At 61.8% G+C, this 25,899-nt stretch carries 27 protein-coding genes; 12 read left to right on the top strand and 15 right to left on the bottom strand.

Annotated features, from left to right (window positions below; translation table 11 throughout):
- Positions 1-99: 99 nt before the first annotated feature.
- A complete protein-coding gene (locus tag PQR54_RS32840; RefSeq protein ID WP_408253018.1) occupies positions 100-1,215 on the bottom strand; it encodes an AI-2E family transporter in 1,116 nt (371 codons plus the stop codon).
- A 270-nt stretch (positions 1,216-1,485) separates the two neighbouring features.
- On the opposite strand from PQR54_RS32840, the gene PQR54_RS32835 reads away from it, so the two are divergent.
- From PQR54_RS32835 to PQR54_RS32820, 4 genes are all read left to right on the top strand, one after another.
- Positions 1,486-2,700 (top strand): DUF2863 family protein, encoded by a 1,215-nt coding sequence (locus tag PQR54_RS32835; RefSeq protein ID WP_408253016.1) that lies wholly within the window; start codon positions 1,486-1,488, stop codon positions 2,698-2,700.
- 234 nt (positions 2,701-2,934) lie between these two features.
- The gene (locus tag PQR54_RS32830) at positions 2,935-3,813 is read left to right on the top strand and encodes a response regulator transcription factor (protein ID WP_408253014.1); all 879 of its coding nucleotides are present in this window, start codon (positions 2,935-2,937) and stop codon (positions 3,811-3,813) included.
- A gap of 113 nt (positions 3,814-3,926) precedes the next feature.
- Positions 3,927-4,601, top strand: a complete 675-nt coding sequence (locus PQR54_RS32825; RefSeq protein WP_408253026.1) for an energy-coupling factor ABC transporter permease — start codon at positions 3,927-3,929, stop codon at positions 4,599-4,601.
- Positions 4,602-4,784: 183 nt separating this feature from the next.
- Positions 4,785-5,441: a BspC domain-containing protein gene (locus PQR54_RS32820; protein WP_408253012.1), complete on the top strand. Its 657-nt coding sequence runs from the start codon at positions 4,785-4,787 to the stop codon at positions 5,439-5,441.
- Positions 5,442-5,554: 113 nt separating this feature from the next.
- On the opposite strand, the gene PQR54_RS32815 is transcribed toward PQR54_RS32820, so the two are convergent.
- Positions 5,555-6,709: a M14 family metallopeptidase gene (locus PQR54_RS32815; protein WP_408253010.1), complete on the bottom strand. Its 1,155-nt coding sequence runs from the start codon at positions 6,707-6,709 to the stop codon at positions 5,555-5,557.
- A 33-nt stretch (positions 6,710-6,742) separates the two neighbouring features.
- Positions 6,743-7,525: a peroxide stress protein YaaA gene (gene yaaA, locus PQR54_RS32810; RefSeq protein WP_408253008.1), complete on the bottom strand. Its 783-nt coding sequence runs from the start codon at positions 7,523-7,525 to the stop codon at positions 6,743-6,745.
- Between the two features lie 57 nt (positions 7,526-7,582).
- On the opposite strand from yaaA, the gene PQR54_RS32805 reads away from it, so the two are divergent.
- Complete coding sequence (locus PQR54_RS32805; protein WP_408253006.1) at positions 7,583-8,080, top strand: putative toxin-antitoxin system toxin component, PIN family; 498 nt, start codon at positions 7,583-7,585, stop codon at positions 8,078-8,080.
- A gap of 142 nt (positions 8,081-8,222) precedes the next feature.
- Entirely contained in the window at positions 8,223-9,395 is a 1,173-nt protein-coding gene (locus PQR54_RS32800) for a pyridoxal phosphate-dependent aminotransferase (protein ID WP_408253004.1), read from the top strand.
- Between the two features lie 106 nt (positions 9,396-9,501).
- On the opposite strand, the gene PQR54_RS32795 is transcribed toward PQR54_RS32800, so the two are convergent.
- A complete protein-coding gene (locus PQR54_RS32795) occupies positions 9,502-10,149 on the bottom strand; it encodes a glutathione S-transferase family protein (RefSeq protein WP_408253002.1) in 648 nt (215 codons plus the stop codon).
- 129 nt (positions 10,150-10,278) lie between these two features.
- On the opposite strand from PQR54_RS32795, the gene PQR54_RS32790 reads away from it, so the two are divergent.
- The 6 genes from PQR54_RS32790 (at position 10,279) to PQR54_RS32765 (ending at position 16,715) form a co-directional block, all read left to right on the top strand.
- A complete protein-coding gene (locus PQR54_RS32790) occupies positions 10,279-11,844 on the top strand; it encodes a 3-hydroxyacyl-CoA dehydrogenase (RefSeq protein WP_408253000.1) in 1,566 nt (521 codons plus the stop codon).
- Positions 11,841-12,629 (top strand): oxepin-CoA hydrolase, alternative type, encoded by a 789-nt coding sequence (locus PQR54_RS32785; protein ID WP_408252998.1) that lies wholly within the window; start codon positions 11,841-11,843, stop codon positions 12,627-12,629. Before PQR54_RS32790 ends, PQR54_RS32785 begins: the two co-directional genes overlap by 4 nt.
- Positions 12,630-12,651: 22 nt before the next feature.
- Positions 12,652-13,368 (top strand): histidine phosphatase family protein, encoded by a 717-nt coding sequence (locus tag PQR54_RS32780; RefSeq protein ID WP_408252996.1) that lies wholly within the window; start codon positions 12,652-12,654, stop codon positions 13,366-13,368.
- A gap of 21 nt (positions 13,369-13,389) precedes the next feature.
- Positions 13,390-14,496: a phosphotransferase gene (locus tag PQR54_RS32775; RefSeq protein WP_408252994.1), complete on the top strand. Its 1,107-nt coding sequence runs from the start codon at positions 13,390-13,392 to the stop codon at positions 14,494-14,496.
- 104 nt (positions 14,497-14,600) lie between these two features.
- Positions 14,601-15,860 (top strand): acyl-CoA dehydrogenase family protein, encoded by a 1,260-nt coding sequence (locus PQR54_RS32770; protein ID WP_408252992.1) that lies wholly within the window; start codon positions 14,601-14,603, stop codon positions 15,858-15,860.
- A gap of 153 nt (positions 15,861-16,013) precedes the next feature.
- Positions 16,014-16,715 (top strand): glutathione binding-like protein, encoded by a 702-nt coding sequence (locus tag PQR54_RS32765; protein ID WP_408253024.1) that lies wholly within the window; start codon positions 16,014-16,016, stop codon positions 16,713-16,715.
- A 92-nt stretch (positions 16,716-16,807) separates the two neighbouring features.
- Here PQR54_RS32765 and PQR54_RS32760 read toward each other — a convergent pair whose 3' ends face one another.
- The 11 genes from PQR54_RS32760 to PQR54_RS32710 all read right to left on the bottom strand — a co-directional run bounded on the left by PQR54_RS32760 (position 16,808) and on the right by PQR54_RS32710 (position 25,886).
- Positions 16,808-17,284 carry a MaoC family dehydratase gene (locus PQR54_RS32760; protein WP_408252990.1) on the bottom strand — a complete coding sequence of 159 codons (477 nt, stop codon included), beginning with the start codon at positions 17,282-17,284 and terminating at the stop codon, positions 16,808-16,810.
- The gene (locus PQR54_RS32755; RefSeq protein ID WP_408252988.1) at positions 17,281-17,739 is read right to left on the bottom strand and encodes a MaoC family dehydratase; all 459 of its coding nucleotides are present in this window, start codon (positions 17,737-17,739) and stop codon (positions 17,281-17,283) included. Before PQR54_RS32755 ends, PQR54_RS32760 begins: the two co-directional genes overlap by 4 nt.
- A gap of 35 nt (positions 17,740-17,774) precedes the next feature.
- Entirely contained in the window at positions 17,775-18,902 is a 1,128-nt protein-coding gene (locus tag PQR54_RS32750; RefSeq protein WP_408252986.1) for an acyl-CoA dehydrogenase family protein, read from the bottom strand.
- Positions 18,903-18,912: 10 nt separating this feature from the next.
- Positions 18,913-20,109, bottom strand: coding sequence for an acyl-CoA dehydrogenase family protein (locus PQR54_RS32745; protein ID WP_408252984.1), 1,197 nt, complete (start codon positions 20,107-20,109; stop codon positions 18,913-18,915).
- Positions 20,110-20,157: 48 nt separating this feature from the next.
- Positions 20,158-20,583, bottom strand: coding sequence for a DUF1178 family protein (locus PQR54_RS32740; RefSeq protein WP_408252982.1), 426 nt, complete (start codon positions 20,581-20,583; stop codon positions 20,158-20,160).
- Between the two features lie 227 nt (positions 20,584-20,810).
- Positions 20,811-21,335, bottom strand: coding sequence for a helix-turn-helix transcriptional regulator (locus PQR54_RS32735; RefSeq protein ID WP_408252980.1), 525 nt, complete (start codon positions 21,333-21,335; stop codon positions 20,811-20,813).
- A 54-nt stretch (positions 21,336-21,389) separates the two neighbouring features.
- Positions 21,390-21,635 carry a hypothetical protein gene (locus PQR54_RS32730; protein ID WP_106306779.1) on the bottom strand — a complete coding sequence of 82 codons (246 nt, stop codon included), beginning with the start codon at positions 21,633-21,635 and terminating at the stop codon, positions 21,390-21,392.
- Positions 21,636-21,976: 341 nt separating this feature from the next.
- Positions 21,977-22,561 carry an NUDIX domain-containing protein gene (locus tag PQR54_RS32725; protein ID WP_408252977.1) on the bottom strand — a complete coding sequence of 195 codons (585 nt, stop codon included), beginning with the start codon at positions 22,559-22,561 and terminating at the stop codon, positions 21,977-21,979.
- Positions 22,562-22,603: 42 nt separating this feature from the next.
- Complete coding sequence (locus tag PQR54_RS32720; protein ID WP_054034952.1) at positions 22,604-22,900, bottom strand: DUF2818 family protein; 297 nt, start codon at positions 22,898-22,900, stop codon at positions 22,604-22,606.
- Positions 22,900-24,372 carry an NADH-quinone oxidoreductase subunit NuoN gene (gene nuoN, locus PQR54_RS32715; protein WP_408252975.1) on the bottom strand — a complete coding sequence of 491 codons (1,473 nt, stop codon included), beginning with the start codon at positions 24,370-24,372 and terminating at the stop codon, positions 22,900-22,902. The genes PQR54_RS32720 and nuoN overlap by 1 nt, the downstream gene beginning before the upstream one ends.
- A gap of 23 nt (positions 24,373-24,395) precedes the next feature.
- Complete coding sequence (locus tag PQR54_RS32710; protein WP_408252973.1) at positions 24,396-25,886, bottom strand: NADH-quinone oxidoreductase subunit M; 1,491 nt, start codon at positions 25,884-25,886, stop codon at positions 24,396-24,398.
- Between the last annotated feature and the right edge of the window lie 13 nt (positions 25,887-25,899).

Raw genomic sequence — 25,899 nt, 5'->3', positions numbered from 1 at the left:
CGCTGGCTCTCCCGCCTCCCGCGCCTCGGTGTCCGAAGCACGAAAGAGCGAGATTCTAGCGAGCCGCACACCGCCTTGCAAGCGTTATCTGGAATTTATTCAAGGCACCTTTTTTACAGGGCCCGGCTCATCGACAACAAGCGCCTTCACGTCGGGTGTCGTGGCGCGCGCAGCTGGCGCGCCTATCGTCCAATCGTGGAGCACGGTATATGCGACCGCCAGCAAAGTCGGGCCGATGAAAACACCGAGGAAGCCAAAAGCGAATGCACCACCCAGGATACCGAGCATCACCAGGATAAGAGGCATGTCGCTATTCTTGCCAATCAGGATTGGCTTGATGACATTGTCGGACATGCCGACGGCCAACACGCCCCACACCACCAGGAAGATCGCCCATCCCGTCGCGCCTCCGTGGTACAGCCAGATTGCCGCGGGCAACCAGACGACAACAGGACCGCCCGGAATCACCGACAGGAAGAATGTCGCCAACCCGAGGAGCGCCGGCGCCGGAACCCCAGCGATCCAGCATCCGAAACCGGCCAGGATACCTTGCACGAGCGCCGTGCCGAGAATTCCGTAGACGACGCCTTTAACCGTGCTGCCAGCCAGTGCCAGCAGATAATCGGCACGCTCGCCGGCAATACGCCGCATGCCCGCATTCAGCCAGGCAGCCGCGCCCTCTCCCCCTGTATAAAAGAAGAAAGCCAGCACGATGCTCAACGCCAGCAACCCGAGACCATGCGTAACAGCAATCGCGGCCGCCAGAATCCACTTGCCGGCGGGCGCCGCGAGCGTACGCAATTGCGCGATCAGTTCCGAATTGCTACTTGTGAGCCGCTCCCAGAATGCCTCGATGCTAGAACCCACCAGCGGAATTCGAGCAACCCACGGCGGCAAATCCGGCAAGCCGGCCTCGAAGAGCCGCTGCACCAGCGCGACGATCTCGTGTACGTGCGCCCCAAAGGCAAAGCCCGCGTAGACGAACGGTCCAAGCACCACAATCAGAATGATCAACACGATCAACGTGGCGGCCCCTTTGCGACGGCCGCCCAAGGCCGCGGTCAGCCGCCGGTACAAGCCCCACGAGCTATAGCTAAGAATCGCGCCCCACAGCAGCGCGGTCGTGAAAGGCGCCAGCACTAGCAGCGAGCCGCCCACCAGAATAATTAGCGCGAACACCGCGGCAAGACGTTCGATCAGTTGGTCCGATTTCACGATGAATCTCCTGTTACGCCAAACTCCCGTGTCGAGCGGACGTAAGTTTGTAGAGCGCTCTCTGAAAGGGTCAGTATAGAAGCGAGGCGTGCGCCCGGGGCGTCTTATATCATCAGGCCAGGTCGCCTAGCAAAGGCCCGACGGGTCCGCTCAATAGTGCTGATTTTCCCTGTAGAAACGTCCTAATTCTTCCGGCATTGCCGGCTAAACAATATGGCGGCATAGAAAAGACTAGAATATAAGGTTCTGTGCACCCCAATTTCCGGATTTATGCGCTCGCGAATCGCCAAACGTCTCCCCCCCGATGCCGACAAGCTTGTCGGTCTCTCGCTCGCGCTTTTCGCGTCGGGCAGCCGCACCGAGGACCGCTTCTGGGAAGCGAAACTCGACGCGCTGCTGGCCAAGATCGTCCGCAACGCCAACCAGACTACGCTGGACGCCGCGCTTGATCATCTGCAGCAAAATCATCCCGATGCCTACGGCGCGCTCGCCGATATGGCGGAAACCCATAGTGAATCGTTCATCGTCGAACATGAAGGCGTGCCTTACGAGGCGCTGCTGATCGCCGCGCCCGTGCTCGCTTGGACGCGCTACATGATCCCGTCCGGCCCGCTCAAGGCCGACGCCGCCGACGCCCTGCGCGCGCATCTGCAGGCGCATGTGCTCGCGGCCAACACGCGGGTCGCCATGGCGCCGTTCCTGTACAGCATCGATCAACTGCCACGCCATCATGTCGAAACCTGGCGCATCGCCCAGCAACTCGCGCAGGCGGCCATGGCTGGCGGAAACGTCAAACTGAATTTCGGCGAGTTGCCGGAAACCTCGCCGATCCTGGCTGACCCGCGCTTCCTGCTGGCCATGGTCGCGGCGCCGGTCGGCGAACCCACATTCCGCTGGCAGGAAGAAGAACACGGCAACCGGATCGAACGCGGGCAATGCCTGGAACAATGGGCTACGCAAGGCGGCGCCAATCTGTCGCTGGTGTTGCCGGGCTGCGAATTCGAGTGCCTGCTGCCGGACGCCTATTACTCGGCCTGCCGCGACGCCGACGAACGCGTGCGTCCTCACACGGTGCGCACCGCCGTGCGCTATCTGTTCGACACGATCGGCGCGGCGCCGCAGGAGTTGCGCGCCGTTGTCGCAGGCTTCGGCGAGCGCCGCATCGACGAATACCGCGTCGGCTTCACGCGCCGCGGCAGCAATGACGTGATCTACGGCGTCGTGTGGCCGCTGTACGGCCGTGAAAATGGCGAACCCGGCATCGACGAAGAACCGCAGGAAACCGCCGCGTCGGACGATCCGCTCGAAGAAATCGTCGCGTTGCTCAAGGAAACCGGCGTGACCGAAGTGCGCCGCCATGCAGGCCGCTTCGAGCCGGAATATTGCGACGACTGCGGCGTACCGCTGTATGCCGATCCGCTCGGCGAAATCGTCCACGCCGAAATGCCGGAGGACGCGGAGCCCGCGCAGCCGCACTTCCATTGATCATCCTCGCCGGCGCATTTTGTGCGTCGGAGTCGACATAAAAAAGCCTCGCCGCGCGCGGGGTTTTTTTGTGCCCGTTCGGTTTTACGTCATTCCTCTTATGCCTTTTGGACAGGCCGTCAAACTGAAGGGAATTTGTCATCATAGGCATGGCGACGCATCGCAAACGCATCCGGCTCTCACGCGCCGTGCGCACGCATCGCGCCACTTCGCCCGACTCATCTGGAGACATGCATGCGATTCTCGATACTCAACTCAGACGCGGAACGACGTGACGGGCTCAAGGCACTGCTGCGGCAAATCGACCGTCTGGCGCGTTTCAACGAAGCACAAGACTGGCGTCAGGTCGAACGCACGCTCAAGCGTCAGCGGCCCGATCTGCTGCTGGTCGACTGGCAGGACTGGATGTCGATCGCGGATATTCGCCATCTGCTCAGCCATTACCCTGACCTGCGCATCGCCGTGCTCTCCGACCAGATCTCGCCGGCCGCCGTGCGAGATCTCATGGACGAAGGCGTGCTCGGCGTCGTGCCGCGCGACACCGATCCCTGCTTGATCGTGCGCGCGTTCGAAATGGTGCTGCTGGGCGGGCACTACGTACCGCCTGGCGCGCTGGCGCTCGATCCTCCGCTGCCACCGGACATCACTATCCGGCCGTTCGACGAAAAGAGCCCGCCGCCGCGCCGCGCCAGACTGGCCAACGTACTGTCGCCCCGTCAGCAGCAGATCATGCGCTGCGTCCATATGGGCAGTACCAACAAGATGATCGCGCGCACGCTCGGCATCAGCGAAGGCACCGTCAAGATCCATCTGACCAGCATATTCCAGCAACTCGGCGCGCCGAATCGCGCGGCCGCGGTCGCGCTCTATAACGGCTGGCTGTCCAACCATTTGCAAGTGCTGCGCAATGGCGGCGACGGCCCGGTGCGCCCAATCATGGGTCAGCCCGGCGTAGTGCCGTTGCGGCGTCGCGCGCGGCGGCGCTTTCAGTATCCGTTGCCGACTAACGACACTGCCGCATTGTTGCCCATGGCGGCAGAACCCGGCGCACCGTATGGCGACACACCGTCCACCGGGCCCGCATCCGACCCGCTTGCACAAGGTCCTGCATGAACGCATGCCGGCGCGCGCAACAGAATCCGGGCGGGCACTTTCCGGCAGCGTTTGCGCCTGCTGGCATGGAATCCGCTCACACCTTTTCTCGTCCAACGAGTAATATGAGACTCATGGGTTTCCTCTACACACCGCTTCCGTTCTGGGTCGCTGTCGGTGGCTGGGCCGCCACTGCGATAGTGGTCGCGCTCGCGCTGTGGAAAAATCCTTTCAAACGACTTCAGGACGGCACACTGCAGCATGTCTGGCTTGCGATCATCGTCGCAGTGTCGGTGCTGTGGGCAAGTAATGCGTGGCTCGACGACGGCACGGTCATGCATCTGCTTGGCGCCACGTTAGTTGTCACGTTATTCGACTGGGCGTTGGCGCTGATTGCCATGGCGGTGGTCACGGGTCTTGCCGCCGTCGTCTTCGATGCGCCATGGCAGGGCATCGCACTCACGTTCCTCGTGTACGGCGCACTGCCGGTCGGCATTTCCACTTTGCTCCAGCGCATCAGCATCGCGTGGCTGCCGCGCAATCTGTTCATGTTCATCCTCGGTCAGGGCTTTGTCTCGCCTGCCATCGCCGTGTCGCTTACGGCGGCCGCCGCCCTCGGCATTCATATCGCGCTCGCCGACGGTTCGATGACCGTGGTGCCCGCCGGCTACGCGTTCAGCGTGTTCCTGCTTGCCACCGGGGAATCCTGGTTCACCGGCATGTCAACAGCGTTGATCGCGGTCTACCGCCCTGCATGGGTCACCACTTATGATGTGCGGAGATACCGACTGGGCGGACCACGCACCTGACACTCACGCGGGCACTGAACGCGTACTAACCGCGCGCACTAACGACGATCAGCGACTCGGCCACGTCGAGCCGCCTGTGCCCACACACTACCAACAGGACAAAATATTTGTGTCAGGATTGAACTCCACCCTCTTGCCGGGCATCTTACGTGCCTCATGTCTGATTAGCGTCTAACTACCTAGATGGATCGCACCAACGTACCGCGCCGATTGCTGCGGATGGTCGGCCGGTTGGCAACATGTGCGGCGAGTCTCTCGCTCATATGCTCTGCGCCCGCATTCGCCGATCAACTCGAACAGCACAACGATCTCGTCAACAAATTTGTCAATGACCTGCACGCGGACCCGCTCGTTGCGGACTGCGCGGCTCATGGCAACTTTGTCGCCAGCACGTCGACCGCCTTCGACCATGTCGAATTTCCACCTAGTTCGTTCGACAGCGCGCATGCGTCGGTCACGCCGTGGAACGATTCGTTCGACGAGGGCAAGCAGCGCGTCAAGGTAGACAATATTGTCACCGTCGAAGGGCTCGGCATCCGCCAGAGCGGCGGCGGCGATCCTGCCGATCTCAAGTTCCGCTGCGGCTATGTCGGCGCGCAGATGCTGGCGTTCAGCTGGAACGATCCGGTGCCGCCGGCCCGTGCGCGCAGTTCGGAACCTTCGGGGTCGCGTGTATCGTCGGGCAAGCATAAGAGCGCCAAGGGCAAGCATTCAGCGAGCGGCAAGACAACGAAGAAAGCCACCACCAAGTCTTCCAAACCGAGCTCGGGCAAATCGTCGCGAACAAGCTCGAACAAAGCAACTGCGAAAAAGACGCCGGCGAAGAAGAAAACTCAATAGCAGCTCACGCTTGCGGCAGCCACCCGCCAGCGCGGCAGATCAACCACGCGTCCCAATGAAAACGAGGCACACACTGTGAAGTGTGTGCCTCGTTTTTTTATGTGCAGCGACGTTCAGGCAAATGTTTCCACGTGCCGCAAGATCGCCTGCAGCATCGCAGCGCCGAGCGCCGCGCTGCGCTCGCCGTTCCAGCCCACTCGTTCGTCGGGCAGATTGGCGTTGTCTTTGAACGGCATCTCCAAAGTCAGCGACAGGCAGCCGAATTCGTTGCCGATATACTTCGACGCCAGCTTCAGTGCGTCCTCGCGATACTTGCTCGCAGCGTAGCCATACTTGTCCTGGAAATCCGGGCTCGCCTGCTTGAATGCTTCAATGAACGCTTTCTGCTCCTGCCCTTGCCGTTCGGTAAAACCGGGCAGCATTTCGGAGCCGGCCACGAACACATAGGGCAGCGCCTCGTCGCCGTGGATATCGAAGAACAGATCGCAACCGGTGGCATGAATTGCGTCGCGCACCGCCAGCACCTCGGGGCTGCGCGCGGCATCCGGCTCCATCCACTCCCGATTCAGATTCGCGCCGGCCGCATTCGTGCGCAGATTGCCGTGCACACTGCCGTCCGGATTCATGTTCGGCACGATGTAAAAGACTGCGTGATCGTAGAGCTTGCGTGCCACCGGATCGCCCGCCCAATCGCCCCAACCCGCGAGCCGCTTCACCAGACCCTCGATAAACCATTCGGCCATCGTCTCGCCTGGATGTTGGCGCGCGATCAGCCAGATCTTCTTCTTGGGCGTATCGCCGGTTTGCGGCGTGCCGAGCGTGAGCAGCGACATGGGCCGGCCTTCCACGCTCGTGCCCAACTCGGTGAGCGTGGCCTGCGGCATCTGCTGCACCGCGCCGAGAAACTCCGAGTGACGCTCTTCGCTGTACGGTTCGAAGTACGCGTAGTAAATACGGTCGAAATCCGGCGTGTGATCGATCGTCAGCACGCGGCCGTCGTACGAGGTAGGCACGCGAAACCAGTTCACGCGGTCGTAGCTCGCCACTGCCTGATAGTCGCGCCAGCCTTCGGCAAAGGCGCACGCCGCCGCATTCTCGAAAGTCATCACGCAGCGTTCGCCAGCGGCGCCCGACAAGCGGAAATAAAACCATTGCGCGAACTCGGCATGGCTGTCCGGCCGCACGCGCAGACGGATATTGCCTGCGTCTTCGCAGGAGAGCACTTCGATCGCGCCCGCGTCGAAGTTGCTTGTAATCGATAACGTCATGATTTTCTTCCCTGCTTGTCCCCGCGGCGACGCTTATTCAGCGACGCGGCGGCGGAATACGTAAGTGGAATCGTTCGAGGCGTCGGAGTCGAACGCATAGCCGTCGATGTCGAAGTCCTTCAGTTGCTCAGGTCTGTCGAGGCGGTTCTCCACGGCATAGCGCGCCATCAGGCCACGCGCGCGCTTTGCGTGGAAACTGATGATCTTGTAGCGGCCGCCCTTCCAGTCTTCGAAAACGGGCGTGATGATCGGCGCTTCGAGCAGCTTCGGCTTGACCGATCTGAAGTATTCGCCCGATGCGCAGTTCACCAGCACGCGCGACGCCACCGTGTTCTTCTTCAATTGCGCATTCAACGCCTGCGTGATCCGCTCGCCCCAGAACGCGTACAGATCCTTGCCGCGCGGGTTAGCGAAACGCGTACCCATTTCGAGCCGGTACGGTTGCAGCAGATCGAGCGGACGCAGCAAACCGTACAGGCCGGACAACACGCGCACGTGATTTTGCGCATAGTCCAGATCCGCCGACGACAGCGTCTTCGCATTGAAGCCCTCGTACACGTCGCCGTTGAACGCCAGCACCGCCTGCTTGGCGTTGTGCATGCCGAACTTGGGCGACCACTCTGCGTAACGCTGGAAATTGAGGTGCGCGAGCTGATCCGAAATGTCCATCAGGGAAGCGATCTGCTGCGGCGACAAACGGCGCAATCCGCCGATCAATTCGGCCGCGTCGTCGACAAAATCGGGGATCGTGTGCTTTTTGACGTGAGGCGGGGTTTCGTAGTCGAGCGATTTCGCCGGCGACAGAACGATTATCATAGAGGCTTGCAGGCACGCCGTGCCTGGCGGTCAAAGACGAAAGCCAGATTGTAACGAATGCCCGGTTCCCATGCCTCACCCGACGCTTTGCGCGTCGTCCTCGATTCCAATGTGTGGATCGACATTCTCGTGTTCGACGACCCGCACACGCGGCCTATCGCGGCCGCGCTCGAAAGCGGCGCGCTGACCGCGCTGATCGACTCGCGCTGCCTCGCCGAACTGACCTACGTGCTCGACTACCCGCAATTCGTGCATCGGAATGTGGACAAGGCCGTGGCGCTGGCGGTCGTTTCACGGCTCGCGCAGTTGATCGAACCCGAGGCGCACGCGGAAGACGCCAGGCCCTTGCCGAAATGCAAAGACCGCGACGACCAGAAGTTTCTCGAGCTCGCGCACGCCGCGCGGGCCGACTGGCTGGTCTCGAAAGATCGCGCTGTGTTGAAGCTGGCCAGGCGGATCGCGCGTGACTTCGGCTTTCAGATCGCCCAGCCGGCGCCGTTCGTTGCCGCTATCGGCATGTCCCTGAGCGCCGCCGGCGAGCCTTTAAGCGCATGACCCTCGAGCCACATGGCCTTGGCCAGACGGCTAACGTGAACTCCGCGGTGCGCACACGGCGCCGCGATTCCCTACAATCAGGCTTCGCCCGTTTCAAACGACGCCTTTGTCTAACCCTTTTGCCCACGCTCCGGACAGCGCCATGAATGCACCGCACGACACGCCTTCGAGTCCCACGTTTCCGTCTCGCCTGCCGGACGTCGGCACGACGATTTTCACCGTGATGAGCGCGCTCGCCGCCGAAAAAGGCGCGGTGAACCTGGGTCAGGGCTTTCCCGATTTCAACTGCGATCCGCGCATCGTCGACGCGGTCGCGAACGCCATGCGCGACGGCCACAACCAGTACCCGCCGATGGGCGGCGTCGCGCCGCTGCGTCAGGCGATCTCGGACAAGATCGAGAAACTGTACGGCCGCCGCTACAACGCCACCACCGAAATCACCGTTACAGCGGGCGCAACGCAAGCGTTGCTGACCGCGATTCTCTGCACAGTCCACCCGGGCGACGAGGTGATCGTGGTCGAGCCGACCTACGACAGCTACTTGCCGTCCATCGAACTGGCCGGCGGCAAGCCGGTGTTCGTCACGCTCGACGCGCCCGACTACGCGATCCCGTTCGACAAACTCGCTGCCGCGATCACGCCGAAAACGCGGCTGCTGCTGATCAACACGCCGCACAATCCGACCGGCACGGTGTGGCGCGCGCAAGACATGCGCAAGCTCGAAGAGATCGTGCGCGGCACCAACGTGCTGATCCTGTCCGACGAAGTGTATGAACACATGGTCTACGACGGCGCGCCGCACGAGAGCGTGGCGCGCTATCCGGAACTGGCGCAACGCAGTTTCGTGGTGTCGAGCTTCGGCAAGACGTATCACGTAACGGGCTGGAAGGTCGGCTATGTAGCAGCGCCCGCCGCGCTCACCGCAGAGTTCCGCAAGGTGCATCAATTCAATGTGTTCACGGTGAACACACCGATGCAGATCGGCCTCGCCGACTACATGAAAGATCCCGCTCCATATCTCGACCTGCCGGCGTTCTATCAGAAGAAGCGCGACTTCTTCCGCGCCGGCCTCGCGAACTCACGCTTCAAGCTGCTGCCGTGCACGGGCACGTACTTTCAGTGCGTCGACTATTCGGCGATCAGCGATTTGCCCGAAGCCGAATTCGCGCAATGGCTGACCGGCGAGATCGGCGTCGCGGCCATCCCGGTTTCGGCCTTCTATCACGAGGCCCATGAATCGGGCGTGGTGCGCTTCTGCTTTGCCAAGCAGGAAAGCACACTGGCCACCGCGCTCGAGCGGCTGGCGCGCCTCTAGCATGCCCCGCGCGATGCAGCGAACGAACCAACGTTCCTCGCCATTGCGCGCAGCGGCCCGGGCGTGCGCGGCACGCTCCGGTTCGCCTGCTTGCGGGCAGCGCCCGTCAAGCCGGGCGCGACGCCGCGATATACGCCTTGCGGTCGTCGGTCACACGCTGCGCGGCCGGCCTCACGTTGATCGCTTTCTGATAGCTCTTCCAGTCGATCCCGGCGTCGAGCAGAAAATCGCTGCCGTAGATGGTCTGCGTCGCCATGCCCACCAGCGGCAAGCTCACATAGCCGGCCGTATCCGCGACGCTGAAGCGCTCGCCCCTCAGATACGGCCCGAACTTCGCGATCCGTTTGAAGCCGGCAATGTGATGCCTGAGCAGTTTCTCGACACGCCCTTTGGTCGCCTCGGTCACGGTGCCACCAAAGAAGGCTTCCTTGTAGAGATTGCGCACGGTCAGTTCGAGATGCACGTCGACGAACATGATCAGTTCGCGCTCTTTGGCCGCTTCCCATGGGTCGGCGGAGAAAATCGCCTTGTCGGGAAAACGCGCCGCCAGATACTCGACGATGCATTGCGATTCGCTCAGATCGCCGTCTTCAGTTTGAAGATAAGGCACTTTGCCGAGCGGCGAATGCTCGAGCATGGCCTCGTCCTGACTCGGCTTCACGGACACTTCCTCGAACGGAATGCCGTGTTCGAGCAGCACGAACTTCACTTTGTTGTAATAGTTAGAGAGCGCGAAACCGCACAGCTTGATCATGGGGTGTCTCCTTGCTTCATGTTGTATGCGACCGCCCATCAATGTCACGACAGCGGTCTTCGGACAGTCATCATCCAGTAAATTGCACGATCGTGCTATTCTAAAATAACCATGGAGTCGAGCATTCCAATGACCTCTCGCAATTTCAGCATCGACACTATCGGCATTGTCGGAACCGGAGCAATGGGCCGTGGTATCGCGCAGATTGCCGCACTGGCCGGTCTCACCGTGCGCCTGTACGACACCAACCCTGCTGCGATCGGCGCCGCGCGCGACTACCTCGCCGAGACTTTCGCCAAATTGACCGCCAAAGGCAAGCTCGACCAGGCCCGTTCGCTTGCGGCACTCGCGAATGTGAGCGGTGCGCAGAGCATCGGCGAGTTGGCCGGTTGCGATCTGGTCGTCGAGGCGATCGTCGAGAAACTCGACGTGAAACAGGCGCTGTTCCGCGAACTCGAGACCGTCGTCAGTGGCCGTTGCGTGCTGGCGTCCAATACGTCGTCGCTGTCCATCACCGCGATTGCCGCCGGCTGCAGTGACCCGTCGCGCGTGGTCGGCTATCACTTCTTCAATCCCGTGCCGCTGATGAAGGTCGTCGAAGTGATCGACGGTCTGCGCAGCGACCCCGCAGCAGGCGACGCGCTGATGAATCTCGCGCGCCGCATGGGTCACACGCCGGTGCGCGCGAAAGATATGCCCGGCTTCATCGTGAATCACGCGGGCCGCGGCATGAATACCGAAGGCTTGCGCGTGGCCGGTGAAGGCGTGGCGAGCTTCGCCGACATCGACCGCATCATGCGCGAGCAAGCGGGCTTTCGCCTCGGCCCGTTCGAGTTGCTCGATCTGACGGCGCTGGACGTCTCGCATCCGGTGATGGAATCGATCTATCACCAGTTCTATGAAGAGCCGCGCTTCACGCCGTCGCCCATTACCGGCACGCGGCTCGCGGGCGGACTGATCGGCCGCAAGACGGGCGAAGGCTTTTATCGCTACGAAGACGGCAAGCAGCAAGTGCCCGCCGAAGCGCCCGCGCCTACCGAGTTGCCGGTCAGCGTGTGGGTCAGCAAGCGTTATCCGCAAGCCCATGACGCGGTCGTGCAACTGATCGAGAAAGCCGGCGTGAAGCTCGACGACGGCGCCTCGCCCGCAGCGAACTCGCTGATCGTCGTTACACCGTTCGGCCACGACGCGACCACGGCCGCAGTCGATGAAGCGCTGGACGCAACTCGCGTCGTCGCAATCGATGCGCTCTTCCCGCTCGTCGGCGCGCAACGCCGCACGCTGATGACAACGCCCGCCACCACGCGCAACGCGCGTGACACGGCGCATGCGCTCTTTGCCGCCGACGGCGTGCCCGTCACCATGATCCGCGACTCGACCGGCTTCGTCGCGCAACGCGTGGTGGCGACCATCGTCAACATCGGCTGCGACATCGCGCAAAAACAGATCGCCACACCCGAGGACATCGATCTCGCCGTGACGCTCGGCCTCGGCTACCCGCGCGGCCCGCTAGGTCTCGGCGACGCGCTCGGCTCGACAACCATTCTCACGATCCTGCGCAACATGTTCAGTGTGCTTGGCGATCCGCGCTATCGTCCTTCGCCCTGGCTTGCGCGGCGAGCGCAACTTGGCATGTCGTTGACCCAACCCGACGCAGCTGACATCGAAACGAAGACTCAGGAGACACAACAATGAGCGCCGAACTGCTCACCTCGCGCCCCACCGAAAGCGAATCGACAATGGTCCTCACGCTCTCGAACCCCGGCGCACGCAACGCGCTGCATCCGGACATGTACGCCGCCGGCATCGAGGCGCTCGACTCGGTGGAGCGCGATCCGTCCATTCGCGCCGTCGTGATTACCGGCGCCGACAACTTCTTCTGCGCGGGCGGCAATCTGAACCGCCTGCTGGAAAATCGCGCGAAAGATCCGTCCGTGCAAGCCGAGAGCATCGATCTGCTCGGCGAATGGATCTCGGCGGTGCGTCTTTCGTCGAAGCCGGTGATCGCCGCAGTGGATGGCGCGGCCGCCGGCGCGGGATTCTCGCTCGCGCTCGCGTGCGACCTGATCGTGGCCGCGGACGAAGCCAAATTCGTCATGTCGTACGCACGCGTCGGCCTGACGCCCGACGGCGGCGGGTCGTGGTTTCTCGCTCAAGCCCTGCCGCGTCAATTGGCCACCGAAGTGTTGATCGAAGGCAAACCGATCGGCGCCACGCGTCTGCATGAGCTCGGTGTCGTCAACAAGCTGGCGAAGACCGGCGCCGTGCGCGACGCCGCAGTCGCCTGGGCCGACGAACTCGGCAAGATTTCGCCGAACTCGGTCGCCCGCATCAAGGGGTTGATCGGCGCGGCCGGCACGCAGTCGCTCGCCGATCATCTCGTGGCGGAGCGCGACAGCTTTGTCGCCTCGCTGCATCATCGCGACGGGCTGGAAGGGATTTCCGCATTCCTCGAAAAACGCGCGCCGGTCTATAAGTGAACAACGAGTGAACGAAGGGACGATGCCTGACTATCAACTGCCCAAGCGCCGTCGCATCTTTCTGATGCGTCACGGCGACGTCACCTACTTCGACGAATCCGGCCGCGCGATCGATCCCGAAACCGTGCCGCTGAACGCTAACGGCCGCGAGCAGGCCAGCGCGGCAGGCCGCGTGTTCGCCGAACAGCAGGTCCGTTTCGACCGGGTGATCGTTAGTGGTTTGCCGCGCACCATCGAAACCGCGCGGCGTGTGTTGGCCGAGACCGGCCAGCAGATCGAACTTGAAATCGAGCCCGCCTGGGAAGAGATTCGCGGCGGCAAGCTCAGCAATATTCCGCTGCAGGACATCGAGGCCGCGTTTCTCGGCGTGTTCGACGGCATCGTGCCGGAAAGCACGCGGTTTCTCGACGGCGAGACCATCGGCGCGCTCTTCGATCGCGTCTTGCCCGCGGTCGCGGCGCTGCGCGCGGACACGTCGTGGGACACCGTGCTGCTCGTTCTGCACGGTGGCGTGAACCGGGCGATCCTGTCGCATGCGCTCACGGCCGGCGGCCGCACGTTCTTCGGCCATCTGGCGCAAGCCACCGGCTGCATCAACGCGCTCGACGTGGGCGCCGCGCCGCGCGACTGGGTCCTGCGCACGATCAACTATTCACCACCGTCGCCGCTGCATCGCGACGTCCGCAACACCATGATGGAAATGCTCTACGCACAATTCACCCAATACAAGCGTAGCTGAACCCCGAACTGGAGGAGACAGATGGTGCAAGCCACACAGACCGGCGAACCAGAACATCGACCGGATTATTCGGATTTCGAAGGCACGCGCCCCGTCAGCGAGCGGCAACGCTTCGACGCCGACGCGCTTGCCGTCTGGCTGACGCAGCATGTCGACGGATTTTCCGGACCGCTCACGTTGGAACAATTCGCCGGCGGCCAGTCCAATCCGACGTTCAAGCTGCTCACGCCGTCGCGCTCCTATGTGATGCGCGCCAAGCCTGGGCCAGCGGCGAAACTACTGCCGTCGGCGCACGCCGTCGAACGTGAATACCGCGTGATGCACGCGCTCGCCGACACCGACGTGCCGGTCGCGAAAATGCTCGCCTTGTGCGAGGACGAAAGCGTGATCGGCCGCGCGTTCTATGTCATGGAGTTCGTCGAGGGCCGCGTGCTGTGGGATCAATCGTTGCCCGGCATGACGCCAGCCGAACGCGCCGCCATCTACGACGAAATGAACCGCGTGATCGCGGCGCTGCACAGCGTCGACGTCGCGGCTGTGGGTCTCGCCGACTACGGCAAGCCGGGCAATTACTTCGCGCGTCAGATCGGTCGGTGGAGCAAGCAGTACATCGCATCCGAGACCGAACCGATCGATGCGATGCAGCGTCTGATCGAATGGTTGCCGCAGCATATGCCGGCGGAAACGGGTGAGCGTGCATCGGTCGTGCATGGCGACTATCGGCTCGACAATCTGATCTTTCACCCCGAGGAACCACGCGTGCTTGCTGTGCTCGACTGGGAGTTATCGACGCTCGGCGATCCGCTCGCCGACTTCGCATATCACTGCATGGCGTGGCACGTCGACCCGGCGCAATTCCGTGGCATCGCGGGACTCGATTGGGCGGCGCTTGGCATTCCCGACGAGCAACAGTACGTCTCGCGTTACTGCCAACGCACCGGCTTCGAGATTCACGGCGACTGGAATTTCTACCTGGCGTACAACATGTTTCGTATCGCTGCGATCCTTCAGGGGATCATGAAACGCGTCGTCGACGGCACAGCAGCCAGCGCTCAGGCGCTCGATGCCGGCCGCCGCGCCAAGCCGATGGCCGAACTCGCCTGGCGCTACGCGCAGAAAGTGCGCTGACTGGCATCGCGTGCTGAATTGCGCGTCCGCTTGCGCGTCCGGTCCTGCGTTCTGCTGCGCTCCGAACAAACGTCGTCTGTTACCCGTCATCCGCGAGGTCTTACATGAATTTCGATTACACCCCGAAGGTTCAGGCGTTGCGCGAGAAACTGCTCGCCTTCTTCGACGAGCACATCTATCCGAACGAGCAGGCGTTCTATGCGGAGATCGCACGCAATCGCCAAAGCGGCAACGCGTGGCTGCCGACCGAACTGATCGAACAACTCAAACAGAAAGCGCGCGACGCCGGCTTGTGGAACCTGTTCCTGCCCGACTCCGTGCGCGGCGCCGGCCTGACGAATCTCGAATATGCGCCGTTGTGCGAGATCATGGGCCGCGTGCCTTGGGCGCCTGAAGTATTCAACTGCAACGCGCCCGACACCGGCAACATGGAAACGATCGAGCGCTATGGCAGCGACGACAACAAGCGTGCGTGGCTCGAACCGCTGCTGCAAGGTCAGATCCGTTCGGCGTTTCTGATGACGGAGCCTGAAGTGGCGTCGTCGGACGCGACCAATATCCAGACCAGCATCGTGCGCGACGGCGATTATTACGTGGTCAACGGCCACAAGTGGTGGTCGTCCGGCGCGGGTGATCCGCGCTGCAAGATCTATATCGTCATGGGCAAGACCGATCCGGAGGCACCGCGTCACCAGCAGCAGTCGATGATCCTCATTCCCGCCGACGCCACCGGCATCACCGTGCATCGGCCGCTCACTGTGTTCGGCTACGACGACGCGCCGCATGGGCACATGGAAATCACGCTCGAAAATGTGCGCGTGCCGGCCGGCAACATGCTGCTCGGCGAAGGCCGCGGCTTCGAGATCGCGCAGGGCCGACTCGGGCCGGGACGCATCCATCACTGCATGCGTCTGATCGGTCTTGCTGAACGCGCGCTCGAACTCATGTCGAAACGTTCGCTGCAACGTGTCGCGTTCGGCAAGCCAGTCGCCGCGCAAGGCGTCACGCAGGAACGTATCGCCGAAGCACGCTGCATGATCGAGCAGGCGCGTCTTCTCACGCTGAAAACGGCTTACATGATGGACACCGTCGGCAACAAGGGCGCGCGCGGCGAGATCGCGATGATCAAGGTCGTCGCGCCGAACATGGCGTGTCAGGTGATCGACTGGGCGATTCAGGCGCACGGCGGCGGCGGTGTCAGCGACGACTTTCCGCTCGCGTATGCCTACGCGTCGGCGCGAACGCTGCGTTTCGCCGACGGTCCCGACGAAGTGCACCGCAACGCGATCGCCAAGCTCGAACTCGCGCGTTATATGGATGCGGGCGCGGCGGCTCGTGTGGAGAGGCCGATCACGCGGGTTTGATGCTGAGTCGAGCCCAGCCCAGAAGTTCAGCACGGCGCCGCGAGGTCGCGGTTGACTTGCAGCGCCGCAAGCAGCATCGCGCGATCTATGCTCTAATTTTCGTCAACAGCGGCGCCCTTCGAGGCGCCGTTTTCACGAGACAAAGGAACTATGATGATCGACGTCTATAGCTGGGCAACCCCGAACGGCCACAAGATCCACATCATGCTCGAGGAGACGGGGCTCGCGTACAACGTTCACGGTGTGAATATCGGTGCGGGCGACCAGTTCAAACCCGAGTTTCTCGCCATCAGCCCGAACAACAAGATTCCGGCAATCGTCGATTCCGAAGGCCCCAAGGGCGCCGCCGGCCAGCCGTTCGCCCTGTTCGAATCCGGCGCGATTCTGATTTATCTCGCCGAGAAGACCGGCAAGTTTCTACCCACCGATCCGGCCGCGCGTTACTCGACGCTGCAATGGCTGATGTTCCAGATGGGCGGTCTGGGGCCGATGCTCGGCCAAACGCACCACTTCCGCAACTACGCGCCGGAGCAGATTGAATACGCGGTCAACCGTTACACGAACGAGACGAAGCGCCTGTATGGCGTGATGGACACACAACTAGCCAAGACGCAGTATCTCGCGGGTAACGACTATACGATCGCGGACATCGCCGCTTTTCCATGGACACGGTCGTGGCAAAACCAGGGTCTGGAACTCGACGCGTTTCCGAATGTGAAGCGCTGGCATGAAGAGATCGCCGCACGTCCGGCGGTAGTGCGCGGTGTGGAAGTGCTGGCGTCCGCGCGTCAACCGCTCATGGACGACAAGGCGAAGGAAGTGTTGTTCGGCGCGACGCAATACGCGAAACATTGAATTCGCAGCTACGGCTGAATCTGAAACTGCTTCTGGAGAAAGGCGCGAGCAGGCATGAATGCCGCTCGCGCGTTTTTCTCCCTACGCCGCGGCTAGAAATAATGCCGCGTGATGAACTCCGCGACACACACCTGCCGCTCACTGCCCTGGCGCTCCAGCGTCACGTTCCACACCACTTGCACGCCGTTGTTATCAACTTCGGTAACGGACTCGACCGCGAATTTCGCGCGCAACTGTGAACCGACCGGCACCGGCGACGTAAACCTCACGCGGTTCAATCCGTAATTGACGCCCATGCGCTGCTCGAGCGCCACCGTCTTACCGAGTAGCGCCGGAATCAACGATAGCGTCAGGAAACCGTGCGCCACGGGAGCGCCGAACGGCGACTCGCGCCGCGCCCGCTCCGGGTCGACGTGAATCCATTGATGGTCACCGGTCGCTTCAGCGAAACGATCGACGCTCACCTGATCCACCGTCAGCCATTCGCTCACGAGCGGCTCGGCGCCCACCAACGCGCCCAAAGCCGCAGCGCTGCCGAAGGTTGCGGCGGGCGCCGCGCTGCCCGTCATGATGCGGCGCCTGGATTGCGCAGCCCGAATAGTCCCTTCGAGCGCACCGTGATCACCGTTTCGCCATGCTGATTGATGCCTTCCCACTGCGTCGACACGATGCCGCGATCCGGCTTGCTCTCCGAGATGCGCTTGTCGAGCACGGCGTTCGTCATGGTGATCGTGTCACCGACACGCACCGGCTTCAACCAGCGGATATCGTCGATACCGGGTGAGCCCATCGACGTGGAACCGGCGAACGCGTTGCGCACCAGCATGCCCATCATGACCGAACAGGTATGCCAGCCACTCGCGACCAACCCGCGGAACGGCGACTCGGCGGCTGCGGCTTCATCCAGATGAAACGGCTGCGGATCGAACTTCTGTGCAAACTCGACGATCTCTTCGCGCGTGAACGTGTGCTTGCCGATTTCAATGCTTGTGCCGACTATCAAGTCCTCGTAACTCAAACCCATCGTCGCACCTCCTTGTATCCGATTCGAATGTCTGATCAGGCTTCGGCGGTCACGAAGCCAGGTAGCGCGGCGAACCGCGCGAGATGGTGATCGACATCGCCCAATGTGGTTTCGATGATAGCAAGCCGTTTGAACAGATGCGCCGCGGCCACTTCGTTCGTGACGCCCATGCCGCCATGCAACTGAACCGCCTGCTGGCCAACGAAACGCGCGGCCTGACCGACCCGTGCCTTCGCGGCGGAAACCGCGCGGCGACGTTCGTCTGCATCCATGCTCGTGTAGCGCATCGCGGCCAGATACGTGACCGAGCGCGCCTGCTCGGCGTGAATCAACATCTCGACCATGCGATGCTGCAAGGCCTGAAACCGCGCGATCGGCTGGCCGAACTGCTGACGCGTCTTGGTGTAGTCGACAGTGGCGAGGTTCAAGGCGTCGAGCGCGCCGATCGCCTCGGCGCACAACAGCACCGTGCCGTAATCTGCGATGTGTTCGAGCGCGGCCGCACCGGCGTGTTTGCCGGCAAGGCGGCGCGCGGGCGTATTGTTGAATTCGAGTGTGGCGGCACGCTGGCCGTCGATCGTGCGGTAGTCCGTAATCTTGACGCCTGCCGCATTGCGCGTCACGACGAAGAGTGCGATCTCGCCGTTCAGCCGGGCCGGGACGATCCAGTGATCCGCTTGCGCGCCGTGCTGCACCACCGACTTAGTGCCTGTCAGTGTCAGTTGCTCGCCCTGCCCGCTTGCGCTTGTCTCGACCGCGAACAGGTCGTAGCGCGAATGCGGTTCGTGAAATGCCACCGCCAGTTTGATCTCGCCCTGAGCTGCGCGCTCAAGCAGCGACGCGTCTTCGCCCTGGTCCCCACCCGCGAGGCGCAATGCCTCGATGCCGACCGCAGTCGCCCAATAAGGCTCGACGACCAGCGCGCGACCCAGTTCCTGCATGACCACCAGCATATCGATCGGGCCGCCGTTGAAACCGCCTTGCGCTTCCGGCACCGGCAACGCTGTCAGGCCCAGTTCGGCAAACGCGGCCCAATGCGCGTCAGACACGCCGGCTTCCGATCGCACAATCGCCTGACGCGCTTCGAACCCGTAGCTCTTGTCCAGATAGCGACGCAGCGCGTCGGCGAATTGCTGCTGTTCGTCGTTGAAAGTGAAGTCCATGCGCCGCTCCTCAGAGTCCGAGAATCATCTGCGCGATGATGTTCTTTTGAATTTCGTTCGAGCCGCCGTAGATCGACGTCTTGCGGAAGTTGAAGTAGTACGCGGCAAGAGGCGCGGCATCGTCGTCGCCGGCCAGGCTGTGTTCGCGTTCGCCTTCGAGGAACGGTATGTCGAACGGTGCGGCAAGCGGCCCGACTGCTTCGAACATCAGTTCGGTCAAGGCTTGCTGGACTTCCGTGCCCTTGATCTTCAGCATCGACGCTTCCGGCCCCGGTCCGCGTCCGCCTGTCTCGTTGGCGACGACGCGTTGCACGGTGACTTCGAGCGCCATCAACTCGATCTCGAGGCTCGCGACTTTCGCGGCGAACACCGGGTCTTGCAGCAGCGGCTTGCCGTTCTTTTTCTGATTCAGCGCAAGGCGTTTCAGAAAAACGAGCTCGCGCTTCGACTGACCGACCCGCGCGATGCCGGTGCGCTCGTGGCCCAGCAGATATTTCGCGTAAGTCCAACCGCGATTCTCTTCGCCAACCAGATTCTCGACCGGTACCTTCACGTCTTCGAAAAAGACTTCGTTGACTTCGTGGTCTTCGTCGAGCGTAATGATCGGCCGCACGGTGATGCCCGGTGTTTTCATGTCGATCAGCAGGAACGAGATGCCCTCCTGTTTTTTGGCGCCGCTGTCCGTGCGCACCAGGCAGAACATCATGTCGGCGTATTGGCCGAGCGTGGTCCAGGTTTTCTGACCGTTGACCACGTAATGGTCGCCGACGCGCTCGGCGCGTGTGCGCAGCGAGGCGAGATCCGAACCCGAGCCCGGCTCGGAATAGCCCTGGCACCACCAGTCCGTACCGTCGAGAATGCGCGGCAAGTAGTAGCGCTTCTGCGCCTCGTTGCCATACTTCATCAGCACGGGGGCCACCATGGAAACACCGAAGGGCAGCACGGATGGCGCGCCGATGCGCGCGCACTCTTCGTCCCAGATGTGCCGCTGGGTCGCGTCCCAGCCCGGGCCGCCATATTCTTTCGGCCACGCGATTACCGACCAGCCACGCGTGCCGAGCAGTTTATGCCAGCCTGCGTAGTCTTCGCGGGCAAGACGCTTGTGATTGAGTACCTTGTCGCTCAGCTCGCGTGGCAGATTCGCTTCGAGCCAGGCGCGGATGTCTGCGCGGAACGCGTTATCAGCGGGGGAATAGTCCAGATCCATGTGTCGTGCCTCCTGGCCGCTACCACCCGCCGCCAGTGAGCCACTGCGCTATTGCAGCGGTTCCTTCAAGGCAGCCGGGATTGGCAGCGGCATCACTTCGATGCCTTCTTCGACCAAGGCTTTCGCGTCTTCCGGCGTCGTGACACCGCGAATATTGCGTGCGGGCGCTTCGTTGTAGTGAATGCGCCTTGCTTCCTCGGCGAAGCGGTCGCCCACGTTCTCGGTCTTTTCCAGTACCTCGCGCAAGGCGCGCATCACACGCGCCTGCATTTCCCCTGCGCCCGCTGGGGCTTTCGTTTCGGTCGCACCCGACAGGTTCAGGCGCGGGGCCGACGGCAAACGGCTCACCTCGTTCGCGCCGCAGATCGGACATTCGACGAGCTTGCGGGACCGCTGCGATTCGAAGTCATCAGCCGAAGCGAACCAGCCTTCGAAGCGATGGCCATGCGGACACTGTAAATCGAGGACCTTCATGTGGAATCAGGGCTTGCGTGCCAGTTTAGCGCAAAACGTAAATTTGTGAACGGTCGTTCGTAAATTTTTACGGACGAAGGTACCGACGCCAAAAGTTGCTGACATTCGAACGCGGTGGGCGATTTTAACGCTTTGCGCAAACGCCTGCCGAAGGCGCTCCGTAAGGCAAACAGGCTTGCCGATCACACACGCGTGCGCGGCTTCGCACGCTGCATGCCGTACTGCTTCTATGCGACAAGACATTCCAGTTGACGGCCAAGCCGCGGCTCGAGCTCGCGTGCCTCTTTCGCGAGGTTGATCTGCTTGACCGCTCTTGCAATGTCGAACACGTCTGCCTTGATTTCATAGCCGCCGCGCGCAGCGAGCCAGTCAAGGACGTCCGACAGATGCCATACCGACGCACTGCCCTCGTGGACCGGCGGCGGAAAGTCGAGTGCGTGGCTCAGCATCAGCTTGCGCATGTTTTGCCGCGACACGCCGGCGACTTCGGCGACGTCAGTCAGGCCGACGAAATCGGGGCCGGCCTCGACAAGACGCGCGGATGGCACCACCCGTTTTACGTCCTGGAGAGCGCTGACCAGCGCCTCGAATGCGGACGCGCCTTCGCGAGTAAAAAACAGCGCGATACGGCCCGGTTGCCCGATACCAACCGTGGCGTCGTCGCACCCGGCTTCGCCCAGACGCTCGACGATCGCGTCAAGATCGCAGTCTTCAGCCGCGAGCCGGTACTTCAATGTGAACACATATTCCATAAGTTACTCCTGCCTTCATTCAGTCCCAAGGCTTTCGCCCAAAGAACAGATTCGCTACCGCCGCGCCGTGCAGTTGTCGACGATGCGCCGCAGATGTCTGGCGTGATTGCCGGGATTCTTCGGCGTGCTCCAGACGCTCGATATGCAGAACTCGCCGCACCGACATTCCGCGTCTTTGTCAGGACAGTACATTTTTCCCCAAGCGTGACCTTTGCCACCGCCCTGAACACGCCAGCCATTTTTCTCGGCATACGCCAACGCGGCCTCGACCTCTTTCTTAGAATGCGTTCCTCGAACCATCTAATGCCCTCCAATTTAGCGAGTGGCGAATGGGTTGTCAAGTGACAACTCATTCGCCACCCGGAATCAAATGCGCCCACCACAACTTCGTCATCCGAAATAAAACGAACAGTGGCAGTCGCTCTCAATGGTCGATACTAGAGGGACAAAGGCCGTGGGGCGAGACTGTCGAATGGCATAAGGCAAACGACGCACTTTTAAGACGTCGGCCAACATGCCAGCAACTGCCCGATTCCGCACACCTCGCAATGAGAAAAGCCCCTGCCGGTCTTAGACCAACAAGGGCTTTTCTCAGACTTCCTAAGCGGCACGCAGCGCCCGCACCTTCTTCGCTGCGGGCGTTATTCGGGCTCCGCCAACGGCCACGCGCCCGACAACACCTTCTCCAGCCAGAACGTGCCGATCACCGTCTTGACGTCAGTGACCTTGCCGGTGCGCACCCACTCGGACATCTCCGGCACAGTCGCCGTGAACAGTTCGAGAAATTCGCCTTCGTCGAGCTTGCGCTCGCCGGCGGTCAAACCGCGCGCAAGGTAGATATCGATGAATTCGGTCGAGTAGGAAATGATCGGGTGAATGCGCGTCAGATAAACATACTCGCGCGCCGTGTAACCCGTTTCCTCCCGCAGTTCACGTATCGCGCAGGCCAGCGCGCCTTCGTTAGGATCGAGCTTGCCGGCCGGATACTCGACCATGACCTTGCCCATCGGATAGCGATACTGGCTTTCGAGCAACACACGGCCGTCGTCGAATAATGGAATCACCATCACGGCACCGAGATGTTGAACATATTCGCGCGTGGCGTGCTTACCATCCGGCAGGCGAACGGTATCGCACTTGAGCGTCAGAAACGGTCCCTGATGGATCGTTTTGCTCTCGATGCAGGTCTCTTTGAGCGCGGCGTCGTGATCGGGAAGTTCAGCCATATGCGGACCTTGGGGACACGGTGCGCCGACGGCGAGAAGCCGTCAGCGGCGTTTGACGAGATACTGGAAGGTGAAGCCAGGGAACGCGAACACCACGAACAGCGCGAACGTGATTGCGTAGAACTGCCAACCCTGTTCGAAGCGGTTACCCGCGCGCGCTTCCAGCAGAAAACCCAGCGCGCCGACCACGAAGTACAGCACGATCAATTCGGCAATCCGGATCCAGGCGCTTTTCTTCACCGCTTTCAACGGCACGGCGGCGAAGAGGCGCTGGTTCAGGAACGGCAGGTTGGCGCCGACCAGCGCCAACAGCACAATAAACCAACCCGCTGCCGACATCAGAGCAGCAGCGTGTGCTGGATAGCCTGCAGGCAGGCCTTCAACAACGGATCCGGCACGATACCGAGCACCAGTACGGCCACACCGTTGAACGCGAGCAACGCACGCGTGCTGGTGTCGGCGACAATGGGCGACTTGTCTTGCGGATCGTCGAAATACATCAGCTTGACGATACGCAGGTAGTAAAACGCGCCGAACAGCGAGGTGATCACGGCCAGCACCGTCAGCCAGGTCAAACCGGCGTTCATGGTGGCCTGCAGCACCGCGAGCTTCGCGTAGAAACCGACCGCGGGCGGAATGCCGGCGAGCGAGAACATCATGACCATCATCACGAACGCGAACACCGGGCTGCGCTGATTCAAACCCTTGAAGTCCTCGAGCGTGTCCGCTTCGAAATCGCGGCGCGCCAGCAGCATGATGACGCCGAACGTGCCCATCGTCGTGATCAGGTAGACGATGCTGTAGTACATCGCCGAGCCGTACGCGTTGGCCGCGCCCGTGGTCTTGCTGTCGACCACGCCGGCCAGCAGACCCAGCAGCACGAAGCCCATATTCGAGATCGCCGAATACGCGAGCATGCGCTTGACGTTGCGTTGCACGATACCGGTAATATTGCCGACGATCAGCGACAGCGCAGCGAGGATCACCAGCATTTGCTGCCACTCCACCGCCAGCGGCAGCAGGCCCATCACCAGGAAACGCAGGCCCCAGGCGAACGCGGCAACCTTCGGACCGCCGCCGACCATCAGTGTCATCGCCGTCGGCGCGCCTTGATAGACGTCCGGCACCCACATGTGGAACGGCACCGCGCCCATCTTGAACGCCACGCCCGCCACGATGAAGATCACGCCGAACAGCAGCACGCTCGGATCGTAGTGGCTCGTGCCGATCGCCTTGAACACTTCGTTCAGGTCGAGCGACCCGGTCGCGCCGTAGAGCATGGAGATGCCGTACAGCAGGAAACCAGAAGCCAGTGCGCCGAGCACGTAGTACTTCATGGCCGCTTCGTTCGACGGCGCTGCGTCACGACGCAGGGCGATCGCACCATACAGCGACAGCGACATCAGTTCCAGGCCGAGATACAGCGTCAGGAAGTTGTTGCCGGAGATCATCACGAGTTGGCCGAGCAGCGAGAACATGCCCAACAGGAAGAATTCGCCGCGGAACAGACCGCGATCCTCGAGGTAACGTCGCGAATACACGATCGACACCGCGTAGCCGAGCGTCACCACCGCTTTCATCACGTTGGCGAACGAATCCACCACGTACATGTGGCCGAAGTAGTAGCGCACTTGCGGATCGAACGCGTTCATCGCGAACCAGACGCCGGCGACCAGCGTCGAGAAGAACGCGATGAAGTACGTGGTACGGCGACCGGCCTGGCCGACGAACGTATCGTTGAGCCACGCGACGACAACGGCGAGCATCACCAGCGCGTCGGGCAACAGAGCAGTCATAGGGGCGTTTTGCATGGTCTTGAATTCCTCGCTCTGCGTTACTGAGGCAACGGCAGCTTTGACTGCGCAACGTGGGCGAGGAGGTTTTCCACGGATACGTGCATCACATCGGTAAAGGGCTTCGGATACAGGCCCATGAACAGCGTCAGTGCGGCAAGCACTGCCAGCATGAAAAATTCGCGACGGTTGATGTCGAGCAGGCCTTTCACGTGATCGTTGGCGATCGCGCCGAAGTACACGCGCTTGTACATCCACAGCGTGTAGGCCGCGCCGAGAATCAGCGTGACTGCCGCGCCGCCCGCGATCCAGAAGTTGTACTGGACGGCAGCCAGAATCACCATGAATTCGCCGACAAAACCGGAGGTGCCCGGCAGGCCGCAATTCGCCATGGAGAACAGCATGACGAACGCCGCGAACTTCGGCATCACGTTGACGACACCGCCGTAATCGGCGATCTGACGCGAATGCATACGGTCGTACAGCACGCCGATGCTCAGGAACATTGCGCCCGACACGAAGCCGTGCGAGATCATCTGCACGATCGCGCCTTCCACGCCGAGCTGGTTGAAGATGAAGAAGCCGAGCGTCACGAAACCCATGTGCGCGATCGACGAATACGCGACCAGCTTCTTCATGTCCGTCTGCACCATCGCGACGAGACCGATGTAGATCACCGCGATCAGTGAAAGCGTGACGATGACCGGAGCCAGAAAGTGGCTGGCGTCTGGCGTGATGGGGAGCGAGAAGCGCACGAAACCATATGCGCCCAGCTTCAGCATGATCGCGGCCAGCACGACCGAGCCGCCGGTCGGCGCTTCCACGTGGGCGTCAGGCAACCACGTGTGAACCGGCCACATCGGCACCTTCACGGCGAAGGCCATGAAGAACGCTATGAATATCAGCACCTGAGGCGTCATGGCGATCTGCGCATGCTGCCACGTGGCGAGGTCGAACGTGCCGGTCTCGATGTACAGGTACAGCAACGCGACCAGCATCAACAGCGAGCCCATCAGCGTGTACAGGAAGAACTTGAACGCCGCGTACACGCGGTTCGCCCCACCCCATACGCCGATGATGATGTACATCGGAATCAGCGTCGCTTCGAAGAACACGTAGAACAGCATGCCGTCGGCCGAACTGAACACGCCGACCATGATGCCCGACAGGATCAGGAACGCGGCCAGGTACTGGCCCACGTTCTTCGTGATCACTTCCCACGCGGCGATCACGACGATCACCGTGATCAATGCGGTCAACACGACGAACCACATCGAGATGCCGTCGACGCCCAGGTGGTACGTGATGTTGAAGCGCTCGATCCAGTTTGCCTTTTCGACGAACTGCAGATCGGCGGTGCTCGAATCAAAACCGGTAATCAGCGGGATCGTCACGATGAAGCTGACGACCGAACCGATCAGCGCAATCCAGCGCGCGGGAGCCGGGTTCTGGTCGGAACCGATGGCCAGGACCAGGAGGCCGACGAGGATCGGCAACCAGATCGCAATACTGAGAATCGGATAAGCGTGCATTAGTGTCCCTCGC

It is taken from the genome of Paraburkholderia phytofirmans (assembly GCF_046028095.1).
Taxonomy (GTDB): domain Bacteria; phylum Pseudomonadota; class Gammaproteobacteria; order Burkholderiales; family Burkholderiaceae; genus Paraburkholderia; species Paraburkholderia phytofirmans_A.
The sequence above is the reverse complement of the archived record's forward strand: the minus strand, read 5'-3'. Positions and strand labels throughout refer to the sequence as shown.